12 protein-coding genes and 1 tRNA gene are annotated in these 11,201 nt (G+C 69.1%); 10 read left to right on the forward strand and 3 right to left on the reverse strand.

All coding sequences use genetic code 11. The features are described 5' to 3' along the window. Positions 1 to 537: 537 nt before the first annotated feature. Positions 538 to 1,083, reverse strand: a complete 546-nt coding sequence (locus ACFY2A_RS28695; protein WP_387176215.1) for a GNAT family N-acetyltransferase — start codon at positions 1,081 to 1,083, stop codon at positions 538 to 540. A gap of 14 nt (positions 1,084 to 1,097) precedes the next feature. Continuing rightward, complete coding sequence (locus tag ACFY2A_RS28700; protein WP_387176217.1) at positions 1,098 to 2,408, reverse strand: hypothetical protein; 1,311 nt, start codon at positions 2,406 to 2,408, stop codon at positions 1,098 to 1,100. A gap of 607 nt (positions 2,409 to 3,015) precedes the next feature. Here ACFY2A_RS28700 and ACFY2A_RS28705 point away from each other — a divergent pair. The 10 genes from ACFY2A_RS28705 (at position 3,016) to ACFY2A_RS28750 (ending at position 10,813) form a co-directional block, all read left to right on the forward strand. Further along, on the forward strand, positions 3,016 to 3,348 hold the full coding sequence (locus tag ACFY2A_RS28705; protein WP_387176219.1) for a hypothetical protein: 333 nt from the start codon (positions 3,016 to 3,018) through the stop codon (positions 3,346 to 3,348). Continuing rightward, positions 3,345 to 3,653, forward strand: coding sequence for a DivIVA domain-containing protein (locus tag ACFY2A_RS28710; protein ID WP_387176220.1), 309 nt, complete (start codon positions 3,345 to 3,347; stop codon positions 3,651 to 3,653). Before ACFY2A_RS28705 ends, ACFY2A_RS28710 begins: the two co-directional genes overlap by 4 nt. Positions 3,654 to 3,725: 72 nt before the next feature. Continuing rightward, the gene (locus ACFY2A_RS28715; RefSeq protein ID WP_387176222.1) at positions 3,726 to 4,424 is read left to right on the forward strand and encodes a GntR family transcriptional regulator; all 699 of its coding nucleotides are present in this window, start codon (positions 3,726 to 3,728) and stop codon (positions 4,422 to 4,424) included. A 115-nt stretch (positions 4,425 to 4,539) separates the two neighbouring features. Then, positions 4,540 to 4,968, forward strand: a complete 429-nt coding sequence (locus tag ACFY2A_RS28720; protein WP_387176224.1) for a hypothetical protein — start codon at positions 4,540 to 4,542, stop codon at positions 4,966 to 4,968. 96 nt (positions 4,969 to 5,064) lie between these two features. Continuing rightward, entirely contained in the window at positions 5,065 to 5,364 is a 300-nt protein-coding gene (locus ACFY2A_RS28725) for a hypothetical protein (protein ID WP_387176226.1), read from the forward strand. Continuing rightward, complete coding sequence (locus ACFY2A_RS28730) at positions 5,355 to 6,788, forward strand: FtsK/SpoIIIE domain-containing protein (RefSeq protein ID WP_387176228.1); 1,434 nt, start codon at positions 5,355 to 5,357, stop codon at positions 6,786 to 6,788. Before ACFY2A_RS28725 ends, ACFY2A_RS28730 begins: the two co-directional genes overlap by 10 nt. Continuing rightward, complete coding sequence (locus tag ACFY2A_RS28735) at positions 6,785 to 7,432, forward strand: DUF2637 domain-containing protein (RefSeq protein WP_387176230.1); 648 nt, start codon at positions 6,785 to 6,787, stop codon at positions 7,430 to 7,432. The genes ACFY2A_RS28730 and ACFY2A_RS28735 overlap by 4 nt, the downstream gene beginning before the upstream one ends. A 44-nt stretch (positions 7,433 to 7,476) precedes the next feature. Further along, entirely contained in the window at positions 7,477 to 9,228 is a 1,752-nt protein-coding gene (locus tag ACFY2A_RS28740) for a replication initiator (protein ID WP_387176281.1), read from the forward strand. 23 nt (positions 9,229 to 9,251) lie between these two features. Then, positions 9,252 to 9,437: an AlpA family transcriptional regulator gene (locus tag ACFY2A_RS28745; protein WP_018722283.1), complete on the forward strand. Its 186-nt coding sequence runs from the start codon at positions 9,252 to 9,254 to the stop codon at positions 9,435 to 9,437. Beyond that, positions 9,434 to 10,813 (forward strand): tyrosine-type recombinase/integrase, encoded by a 1,380-nt coding sequence (locus tag ACFY2A_RS28750; RefSeq protein ID WP_387176232.1) that lies wholly within the window; start codon positions 9,434 to 9,436, stop codon positions 10,811 to 10,813. Before ACFY2A_RS28745 ends, ACFY2A_RS28750 begins: the two co-directional genes overlap by 4 nt. Before the next feature lie 225 nt (positions 10,814 to 11,038). On the opposite strand, the gene ACFY2A_RS28755 is transcribed toward ACFY2A_RS28750, so the two are convergent. Beyond that, positions 11,039 to 11,111 (reverse strand) — tRNA-Arg (locus ACFY2A_RS28755). Positions 11,112 to 11,201: the final 90 nt, after the last annotated feature.

Genomic DNA, 11,201 nt, shown 5'->3' on the forward strand with positions numbered 1-11,201 from the left:
AAGTCATGTCCACAGCAGACAGACGATCACGCGGTGGCCGCACCTCGTCTACCCGGCCCCACCAGCGACATCTCAAACGGCGGCTGCCGTACTAGGGGCGGCAGTCCGCGCTACTCGCACGCTCGTTGAAGTCGCTCAACCGCTACGAAGATCTGCTGCTCGGGACCAGGCCGGCTCGGACGCCACTCGACGAGTAGCGGTCGGACAGCTTCGAGGAGCTCAGTGAGATACATCGCAGTGGGCGGCTCGGGTAGCAAGTCAAGCGCGACGATCGCGCCCATAGTTACTTGATACCGGTGAGTGTTGGTGGGTGTGTCTTGCCAGCGGGGCGAATTTCGCCACTCCTGCACACGCTCGTACACCTCGGCTGTGGCGGCTCGGATGAGGGCTGCTTGCTGGCGAGGTGTGAGCCCGGTGCGGGTGTCGGGACGGTCGGCGGGATCCTGCGGCGGCGTGTCGGCGTCGCGCATGACGGCGATCGTACCGTCGCCATGATCGGAACTGCTCGTGCGCGTGCTGCGCGGTGGAGGCGAGCGGTCAGCCGGGTTTGGTGTTCCACTCCGTGGCGAGGATGGAGTAGAGCTGGGAGTCGCGCCATGCGCCGTTGGTGTAGACGTGGTCGCGGAGGCGGCCTTCGTACTGCATGCCGAGTCGTTTGACGACGGCGATCGAGGCGGCGTTGTCGGGGCCGATGGCTGCGGTGATGCGGTGAAGCCCCAGCTCCTGGAAGCCGAAGCCAACAAGCATGCGGGCGGCGTCGGTGGCGTAGCCGCGACCCCAGTGATCGGCGCCGATGGCGTAGCCGAGCTTGGCGGCCTGGTGGCCGGTGAGTCCGAGGCGGGCGAAGCCGATCATGCGGTCTTCGGTGTCGGCTACGGCTAGGTAGTACTCGTTGCGCGGGGTGAGCTGCGCCCGCGTAACGGCTCCTTCAACCATGGCAACGGCGGCGGCGTGGTCGCGGCTGTCGAAGGAGAGCCACTGGGTGACGCGGTCGTCGCCGATGATCGCCAAGGCGTCGGCCGCGTCATCGGGTCGCAGTTCGCGCAGCGTGATGACGCGGCCGGGGATGGTGATCGGGTACATGCGCCGATGGTGCCTTATCGAGGCAGGGCGTTGGCGGGGGTGTGGGTGAAGTGTTCGATGCCGTCGATGAGGTCGCGGGCGTCGTCGGCGTGGCCGGCACGGGTGATGGCCTGGTGAACGCGTCGGACGGAGTGCACGATGCCGTTGATGCGCTGGTCGGCAGGGAGTTCGAGGACGGGGGCAAGGGCGTCTTCGGCGGCGTCGAGTTCCCCGTTGGCGACGCGGGCGATAGCCAGGTTGGTGTGTGAGCCGGCCTGGTCGCCGAAGGCCCATGCGGGGTCGTAGTGGTCGGAGTATGCCTGGACGGCTTGCAGGGCGTAGCGCTCGGTGGTGGCGGCTTCGTCGGGGAGCCAGGCGAGTGCGTCGCTGGCGTAGTAGAGGGTGCGGGGCTGGTTGAAGGTGCAGATGCCGCCCATCTCGTCCATCTCGTCGGGGCGTACCCGGGACCAGGCGTCTTCGGCCTCGTGTATGGCGGCCTTGGCCTGTTCGCCGTTGCCGAGGGCGGCGTAGGCGCGCGCGGCGCTGGCGGGTAGCCAGACGGCGGAGGTGCCGCCGGCCTGGGTGGCGTACTCACGTCCGGCTTCGGCGTAGCGGACGGCTTCGGCATACCGGCCGGCCCAGTAGGCGACCAGGGATTGGAGGCCGCGGAGCCAGGCTTGCAGGCCGGGGTGTGCGGCCTGGTCGGCGCAGAGCACGGCGGTACGGGCTTGCAACATCGCGGAGTGCGGGTCGGCCATGTCGTGGGAGACCTTGGCGAGGAGGCCGCTGGTGATGCCGGCGAGGAAGTGCAGGTCCCGTGACTGTGCTGGTTGTTGGCGGCGTTCGAGCAGGGTGAACAGGGTGTCTTGGGTCTCGACCAGGTCCGGCAGGATCTGGCTGATCGGGCGCTGCGGGTAGGCCAGGGCGAGTCGCTGTACGTCCTCGGTGAGCTGGTCGATGGCGGCCGGTGAGGTGGCTTCGGCGGCAAGCATGGCGTAGTGGCGGGCGCGTTGTGCGGCCATGGCGAGGAGGTTCCTTTCCGGGCCGGCGCCGAAGGGCTCGACAATGAGCTGTCGGCCCGGCGCAGGGGTCAACTGGTCAGGTGCCCAGGGACGCTGCAACTCATCGACGGTCTTGCCGAACATGGCCTGCAACGCTCGCCGGGTGGCGGGTGTCGATGAGGCCAGGTCCCGTTCACCGCGTGCCAGCCGCCCGAGGTGTCGGGCGCTGATCGCCGCACGGGGGTCCATGCGGCTGAACTCGTCGGCCAGTTCCTCGTACGTGCGGTCACTGTGCTGGATCAGGTGCTCCAGCACGGTGCGAGGTTCGCGGCGGTCTCGGGCCATCTCGATGCCTTCCTGATGGGCTGTCTCCACGCTCGCCTGTCGGAGGTCCTGAACTCAACGCAGGTCCTCATGGTGTCCGCTCGATGTCCGCCAGAGGTGCAGGTTCGGTCCTCGATCGGTCTCCGTCACCGGGTGTTCTATCTCCACCATGGACGTCTCACCCACCGCAATTGTGCATGTACTCGCCGCTGAGGTGCATGGGCCGACATGGCGCCGGGCCACTAGTGCCGGTGCCGGTTCGACTGCGGCCATGGCGGAGGGCGGTGCTCGGGTCCTTCGGTGCGTGAACGGGGGACGCTCGCGCCGGGGAACGTGCCACGCCTCGTCGCCTCTCATCGCCTGCACTGGCTGTGAGGGGCGGGGCTGGAAGATGGCCAGCCCTCGGCGGTCTCTTCGCGCGCCGAGTGATCCGAACCGGCTGCAACGACGGGGCTGCCCGGACTGCGCCGGCACCGGTAGGCAGACGCGATCGGCGGCGATTGCGGTAGCGGCTGCGTCCTGAGCAGGGCACCGGAGCAGGTGCTGGCAGGCGAATCACGGTGTCGGTCGTGGCCACAGCCCGCCTGCTTCGGTGCCCATCCACATCATGCGGTGAGGACGGGCGGTGATGGACCCGAAACCGGGCGACGTTCTGCACGTCGGCAGCGATGCGTCCGTGCAGTTCGGCGGGAAGCGGTCGCTGACCTTCCGGGTCATCAAGGTCTGCGACCTGACGACGTACGACGGTTGGGTCTGGCTGCTCGGTTACACGCTCGACCGGGCCGGCAACGCCGTGGACCGGCGAGAGATCTTCGTGCGGCCGGCGGGGCTGCGGCTGCTCGCCCCGGCTACCACCCCCGCCACCGGACGCACCCCACCTGCCCTCCCGGGCCGTGCCGGGCGGAGCGGGGCGAGTCGAAGGGTTCCTACGGCAGTCTCAACTTCGAGGAGGTTGCGGTGACCAGGCATTCGGTTGGCGTCGTCCAAGCAGCGTCCCGCTTGGTCCGACTCTGTCCAGAGCAGGTCAAGCGGATCCGGTTCCGTCGTACCCGGTTCGGGCGGCGCGGCCTGGCCGAGGAGCAGGTGTACGGCTTCCTGCGCGCGGTCGTTGACGAGCTGGCCGCGCGCGATGGCGTAGAGGCGAGCCTGCGCGCGGAGAACGCCCGATTGAAGATCGCCCTGCGTGAGTGGCAGGGCAGCATCGCTCGCAAGACAGGCCGGATGGCCAACGCCGGACGTTGGACAGAACCTGAGCAGCGCAGATAGCCTGTTGACAAGCTGAGTTGTCGTCTGAGGTGAAGCCCGGTGCCGATCGAAGTTGCGCCGCCGAAGTACGTCGTGATCGTCAACGCGGTGCAACAACGCATCGAAGACGGCACGTACCCGCCGGGCTCGATGCTGCCCAGCGAGACCGAACTGATCCGCGAGTTCGGCGCGTCCCGGCCGGTCGTGGTCAGAGCGCTGGACCTGCTGCGCCAAGACGGCTGGATCGACAGCAGACAGGGCAAGGGCCGCTTCGTCCTCGGCCGGCCCGGCGGGGCCGACCAGCGGCAGCGCGAACGCCGTTACGCCGTGCTCGAAGACGACGAACGGACCGGCTCAACCCTGCTGGAGGCCGGAACGGTGCCGGCTCCCCCAAGGGCAGCCGTAGCGCTGGGGATCGACCCGGGAACTTCCGTCGTCGCACGGCGTCGCCTGATCACAGTCGACGGACTCGGGCCGGTCGAACTCGGTACCGCGTTCCTGCCTGTCGACCTCGCCGACGGCACGGGAGTCGGCGGCGGCGACGCGCTTCCAGAGGGACTGCTCCGGCATGTGGCCTCGCGCAAGCGCGTGCGCTTCGACCACGTGAGTGAGCGGATCTCCGCTCGGCTGCCCGACACCGAAGAAGCCCAGCTCTTGCAGATCGCCGAACATGACCCGGCGCTGACAGTGCTGCTGGCCGTCTGCGACCGATCCGCCAAGCCCCTGCTCGCTGTGGATCTGCTGCTGCCGGCACGTCGACACGATCTCGAAGACGTCTATCCAATCGACTGACGTAGCCCGACACCTCACTTGACAAGTCAAGTTGGCCGCGCCTACCTTTGATGCAACTTAACAAGTCAACTGGTTGAGTTGGCTTCATGGCTCTGGAGGTCGTTCGTTGGTTCCGATGACGTTGAAGGTGCCGGTCCCGTCCGAGTACGTCTTCCCCGCTGGGGCTCTCTGCCTGGGTGTGTCGCCGCAGATCGATTTTCAGCGGCGGGGTGAGGCGGATAACCAGGCGCGGGACAAGGAGACCGGGGAGCGGGTTTGGGTAGTGCGGGTGATGGACCTGGACCCGGAGGCCGGGAAGTTCGGCCGCTCGACTGAGGTGAAGGTCAAGGTGGTGGCCGCGCAGCAGCCGGTGCCGCCGCCGTCGACAGTGCCGGGTTATCCACCGGCGGTGGAGTTCGAGGGCCTGACGCTGACGCCGTATGTGGATTCGCAGCGGTGCAAGCCGGGCCGCTCCTCGGGTGACTGCCGTTCCCGGATGGCGTACTCGCTGCGGGCCTCGGCGATCCGTCCGGCGTCGGCGGTGCCGGGCTCGGTGGCCGCCTGATCGCTTCGTTAGCGCGCGGGGCGGGTCGTTTCCCCGCCAAGAGTCCCGGCCCGTCCCCGCGCTCACCTCATCCCTCGTCTGATGAAGGAGGGCGTGATGCCCACCGTAGTTCACCCTGCCCTGATCGCAGCCGTGCCGCTGCTGGTCGGGGCGCTGCTCCTGCTGTTCCGAACCAGCCTGGCCGACCTGCGGCATGCGCTGCGGGAGGTGGAAGCGGCGCTGCGGTCACTGCTGCGAATGCCGCCGGCTTCCGGACTGGTCTACGCGATCCGCTGCCCCCGCTGCTCCCAGTGGGTGAAGCCGCGTCGGTTTGACCTGCGGCGTATGTCGTGCCGGTCGTGCATCTCCACGTTGGGCCGTGGTCGCCGTGGTCAGGGCGGTGACGTGTGCCTCTGATCAACATCATTCCGGGGGACAAGATCCCCGTTGCGCCGATGAACATGCGCCTGCCTGCGTGGCGGGTGCCGGGCTGGCTGCTGGTGTTCTGGTGGCTGGCCCGTGGCCTTGCCCGCCTCACCGTCATGGCCATCCGCTACTGGTGGCTCACCGGCCCGACCGTGCTCGCGCTGTGGATCCGGGCCGAGTTTGGTGGCCTGGTCCTGGCCGGCGTCGTCACCGCCGTTGCCGCTGGCTGTGTCGGGTGGTGGCGGTGGCATCCGGTGTCGTGGCTGCGGTTCGGCTGGTACCCGCTCGTCGCCCGCATCCGGGCGTTGGTGGTGTACCAGCCCCGGTGGGCGTCGGTCATGGCTACCTGCGGCCTGGCGACGGTGTTCGGTGGTGACCGCTATGTGCCCCGGCTGCTGCGGGTGCGTTGTGATCGGTGGGGCGATGAGCTGACCGTGCGGATGCTGCCGGGCCAGATTCCGGATGACTGGGGCCAGGCTGCGGAACGTCTCGCCTACGCGTTCCGGCAGCACACCGGCCAGGCCCGTTCCACCGACCGTCCCGATCGGGTGGTGGTGCGCTTCATGCGCCGTGACCCCCTCGCCCGCATCGTGACGCCGCTCCCCGTGACGGACGTGCCCGACCTCGGCGGGCTACTCCTCGGAGTCCGCGAAGACGGCGAACCCTACCGGCTGCGGCTGGCCGGCTCACACGTCCTGATCGCGGGGGCGACCGGGGCGGGTAAGGGCTCGGTGTTGTGGTCGCTCATCCGCTCTCTGGCCGGCGGGATCCGTTCCGGTCTGGTGGAGGTGTGGGCGTTCGATCCGAAGGGCGGGATGGAGTTGGCGGCGGGGGTGCCGTTGTTCGCCCGGTTCGCCTACGACGACGCCGACGGCATGGCCGGCGTCCTCGACGAGGCCGTGAAGCGGATGCGGTTGCGGGCGTCCCGGTTGCGTGGGGTGACGCGTCAGCATGTGCCGACGGTCGAGGAGCCGTTGCTGGTCCTGGTCATCGATGAGCTGGCCGCGTTGACCGCCTACATCACCGACCGGAAGGTCCGGGACCGGATCAAGGAATCCCTCGGTCTCCTGCTGTCGCAGGGCCGGGCGGTCGGGGTGCACGTCGTCGCGGCGTTGCAGGACCCGCGTAAGGACGTGTTGCCGTTTCGGGATCTGTTCCCGACCCGCATCGGCCTGCGGTTGACCGAGCCGGAGCAGGTGGACATGGTCCTCGGTGAAGCCTCCCGCGACCGGGGTGCCCTGTGCGACCGGATCCCGGAAACGTCGCCGGGGGTGGGGTTCGTCGTCCTCGACGGCGTCCGTGAACCCGTCCGGGTCCGCTTTGCCTACCTCACCGACGACGACATCCGCGCCCTCGGCCACACCTACCGCCGACTCGACACAACCACCGACGGCGAGCAGGGGGTGACCGCGTGAAAAGCAACGCGCAACGGGTGGAGGGCGTGGTCCTGGTCCTCATCGTCCTCGTCGTCGGCGGACTGGCCGGGGCAGCGTCGTTCACCCACGTGCACGACTGGACCATGGCCAACTCGCCCGCCGGTACGGGGGACTGGTTCGGCTGGGCCAACGCCGCCATCTCCGAACTGCTACCCCTGGCCGCACTGCTAACCATCCGGCAACGCCGCCGCACTGGCGGACCGATCGGCTACCCGATGTTCCTGCTCGTGTGTGCGGTGGCGCTGTCTTTGGCTGCGCAGCTCGCGGTGGCCAAACCGGGCCTGTCCGGCTGGCTCCTGTCCGCCGTGCCCGCGCTGGCGTTTCTCGGCCTGTCCAAACTCGTCTTCTCCACCGCCCCCGTGCCACCGGCCACCATGCCGAGCGGTAGCGACGCGCTGCCGGTGCCATCCAACGACGACCAGGCGGCCGGAAGCGACGCACGGGCCAACGACGACCAGGCGGCGCCCGTCGTTCGGGATGTCGACGAGGAGCAGCGTCGGCCAGTGGTCCTGCGGCCAGTGCCGTCGATCGAACGCGAACGGCGTCCCGGACTCGTGCCCGTCCCGGCGGCGGCGTTCACCCCGCGCAACGGCACCCCTGCCGGTCCGGAGGGCGACCGGTGAACCAACTCGAACTCATCCCCACCGCAACCCCGGCCGCTGAGGTAATGGAGCGGCCTCGGCCGGGGTCACGGGCCGACCGGATGCGCAAACCTCTCGCCAAGGACGCGCTCAAGCAACTCGCCGAACAGCACGGCGTCTGCGTCCGACCCCTTGCCCTGCGCCGTACCGACACCGCCACCGGCGTGACCGAGGTGGTAGAGGTGCCGTGCGGGGCGACCCTGGCGGCGAAGTGCAAGCCGTGTGCGGAGCGGGGCCGGCGGCTGCGGATCCAGCAAATCCGGGAAGGCTGGCACCTCGCCGACGAACCCACCATCCGCCCCGACAAGCCAGGGGAAGACGCACTCGCCCTGGTGCGGGTACGGGCACACCTGGAATTCGAGCGGGAAGCGGTCCAGTACCAGCCGATGACCCCGGACGAGCGAGTCGCGCACCTGGCCGAGATCGACGCCGCCATCGCGGAACTGGACGAGGCGCTCGGTGAGACGAGCCTGCGCGGACACCTCACCCCGAAAGACCGCGACGAACGGCCACGCCGCAAACGGTCCACCAGGCGGCGGCAGGACTCCCCGGACCTGCCCCGGCTGCACGTCGACCCGCGCACGGTCGGCCGGGCCTACTCCGGCAAGACCGGCAAGACCCACCGGCCCTCCATGCTCGTCACCCTGACGCTCGGCTCCCACGGGCCGGTGCACTCCCACCTCCGACGCGGCCCCTACATCGCCCCGTGCGAGTGCGGGCAACGACACGGGCCGCATGACGACGTGCTCGGCACACCCGTCGACCCGACCACCTACGACTACCGGCGGGCCGCACTCGACGCGATCCACTTCGCCCGGGTGCTCGACAGGTGGTGGCAGAACGTGCGCCGCGCCGCCGGCTGGAACGTTCAGTACGCGGGCGCCGTCGAGCTGCAACGCCGTCTCGCGCCACACGCGCACTTCGCAATCCGCGGCACCCTGCCCCGCCGGCTGCTCAAACAGATCGCCGCAGCCACCTACCACCAAGTGTGGTGGCCGCCGTTCAGCGAACCGGTGTACTCGTTAGACAAGCCGCCGGTGTGGGACGTCGACCGACAGGAATACGTCGACCCGAAAACCCGTGAGCCGCTGCCCACCTGGGGTCAAGCGCTTGACGCCCTGGAGGAACCCGACAGCCGACCCGCCTACGTCGCCCGACTCGGCCGCATCGACGCACGCGGCATCGAGCAAGGCACCAAGGATGCGGAACGCTCCATCCGGTACGTGACCAAGTACGTCACCAAGGACCTGACCGACCAGGCCAAGCCACGATCCGACGCGCAGAAGGCACACTTCGACCGGCTGCACGCGGAACTGTCCGTGCTGCCCTGCTCGCCAACCTGCGCCAACTGGCTGCTCTACGGCGTCCAACCCGACGGCGTCAAGGCCGGCTTGACGCCTGGCCGGTGCACCGGGAAGGTCCACCAACGCTCCACCCTCGGCTTCACCGGCCGACGCGTCCTCGTCTCCCGCCAATGGTCCGGCAAAACCCTCGCCGACCACCGCGCCGACAACCGCGCCTGGGTACGGGCCATCCTCGCGGGCGGCATGGCCGACACCGAGGAACACGACCAGGCGGCGGCCGACGAGGCAGACGGGCCGAACCGCTACCGGTTCGAACTCGCCCGACCCGAAGACCCCGACGTGCCACCACTGGAACACCGCCTTCTACGCGCCATCTCGGCCCGCATTCGGTGGCGCACAGACCTCGACACAGCACGGCAGCGAACAGCCGGGGCCGTTTCGGCTACCGCTGCTCCCCTCTCCCCTGCTGCCTAACCATCTGGAGGACAGAACCCCTCATGGAAAGTGAGCTGCTGACCGTTCCGGAAGTCCTCTCCGTCCTCAACGGAGTGTCGCGGCGGACCTTCTACCGCTGGCGTGAGCTAGGTATCGCCCCGGAGTGCATCAAGCTACCCAACGGTGAGTTGCGCATTGAACGGCGAGACCTGCGGGCGTGGCTGGAGCAGCACCGGGAGGCGGCGTGAAGTCGCGCGAGGTACGAATCCGGGGCATCCAGGTCAACGCGCTGGCGGGTCGTAAGAAGTCGTACACCGTTCGATGGGTGGTGGGAACGGGGCCGAAGTCGCGGACGTTCAGCACCCGGGCGCTGGCGGACAACTTCCGGTCGGACCTGATGCAGGCGGCGAACCAGGGCGAGGCATTCGACGGTGACTCCGGTCTGCCAGAGCCGATGGTTGCGCCGAAAGAGTCGGTGAGCTGGCTCGGGTTCGTCCGCCGGTACCTCGACATGAAGTGGCCGGGCGCGGCGGCCAAGTCGCGGGAAAGCACGACCGATGCGCTGGCGTCGGTCACGGCGGCGCTGGTGCGGGACACGGCCGGGCGGCCTGACCCGGTCGTGCTGCGGCGGGCGTTGCGGGAGTGGGAGTTTCCGCCCGCGTCTCGGCAACTCGACCGGCCTGCGGAGGTCGCTGCGGCGCTGCGGTGGTTGGAGCGGGCTTCGCTGCCGCTGTCGGCGCTGGCGGAAGCCGCGGTGGTGCGGCCAGCGTTGGACGCGCTCGGCTTGCGGATGGACGGCCGGCCGGCGGCGGCGTCGACGACCAGGCGGCGACGCTCGGTCTTCTACAACGTCCTTCAGTACGCCGTCGAGCTGGAGCTGTTGGACTTCAACCCGGTCGACAAGCTGCGGGTGCGGTCGAGCCGGCGGAAGCTGTCCGGTGAAGTCGACCGCCGAGTCGTGGTGAACGTCCGCCAGGCGCGGGAACTGCTCATCGGGGTCACGTACGTCGGTCAGCGAGGCAAGGACGGCCGGCGCGGTGAGCGCCTGGTCGCCTTCTACGCCTGCCTGTACTTCGCGGCGCTGCGGCCAAGCGAGGCGCTGGGCTTGCGGGAGCGGGATTGCCATCTCCCGGCGAAGGGTTGGGGCCTTTTGACGCTGGAGAAATCCCGGCCGGCGGCCGGGAAGCGGTACACCGACAGTGGCGAGGTACACGACGACCGGGGGTTGAAGCACCGGGGCGACGCAGAGGCGCGAGAGGTGCCGATCCCGCCGGAGCTGGTGGCGATCCTGCGGGCACACATCGGCCGCTTCGGCGTAGGTGCCGACGGGCGCCTGTTCCGCAGCGGGCGGGGCAACGTGGTGGCGTCCTCGACGTACTCGCGAGTGTGGGAGGAGGCGCGGCGGTTCAGCTTGCCGCCGGAGCGGGTGGCCTCTCCCCTGGCCGGTCGTCCGTACGACCTGCGGCACGCCGGGGTGTCGCTGTGGCTCAACGCCGGCTTACCGGCACCGGAGGTCGCGGAGCGGGCCGGCCACTCGGTCGACGTCCTGCTCAAGGTGTACGCCAAGTGCCTCGACGGGGACCGCAGCCGGATGAACGAGCGCATCGAGGCGGCGCTGAGCTGATAAACGCCGGTAGCGTGGGAGGGGCCGTGACGGGTGCTGCGGCCCCTCCGCCTTTGTGGGCTGTGACCTGCGGGAACGGGCGCTCTCAAGCGTCCAAGATCATTGCACGTATTTTGCACGGAGGGCTGCAAACGGCGGCTCCGGGTGGCATCCAGTTGCACATCTTGGCCGATCGACGGGGAAGCGTATCCGCAGGCCAGGCAGCGTTCCTGCTGATCTTCGAGGTGCCCCCGGCAGGATTCGAACCTGCGACACACGGTTTAGGAAACCGATGCTCTATCCCCTGAGCTACGAGGGCGCGAGGGCACAGTCTAGCGACCTGGGGTTCACCTGGGGTGGCAGGGAGTGGCCCACGTTCACCCACAACCCCGAGGCCCTGTTCAGCCAG

Origin of the sequence: Micromonospora sp. NPDC000442 (assembly GCF_042898635.1) — a bacterium.
Classification (GTDB): Bacteria; Actinomycetota; Actinomycetes; order Mycobacteriales; family Micromonosporaceae; genus Micromonospora.

Coding starts and splice junctions, on each gene's coding strand:
- ACFY2A_RS28695 (WP_387176215.1), bottom strand. CDS start 1,083: ATGTACCCGATCACCATCCCCGGCCGCGTCATCACGCTGCGCGAACTG.
- ACFY2A_RS28700 (WP_387176217.1), bottom strand. CDS start 2,408: ATGGCCCGAGACCGCCGCGAACCTCGCACCGTGCTGGAGCACCTGATC.
- ACFY2A_RS28705 (WP_387176219.1), top strand. CDS start 3,016: ATGGACCCGAAACCGGGCGACGTTCTGCACGTCGGCAGCGATGCGTCC.
- ACFY2A_RS28720 (WP_387176224.1), top strand. CDS start 4,540: ATGACGTTGAAGGTGCCGGTCCCGTCCGAGTACGTCTTCCCCGCTGGG.
- ACFY2A_RS28725 (WP_387176226.1), top strand. CDS start 5,065: ATGCCCACCGTAGTTCACCCTGCCCTGATCGCAGCCGTGCCGCTGCTG.
- ACFY2A_RS28740 (WP_387176281.1), top strand. CDS start 7,477: ATGGAGCGGCCTCGGCCGGGGTCACGGGCCGACCGGATGCGCAAACCT.
- ACFY2A_RS28745 (WP_018722283.1), top strand. CDS start 9,252: ATGGAAAGTGAGCTGCTGACCGTTCCGGAAGTCCTCTCCGTCCTCAAC.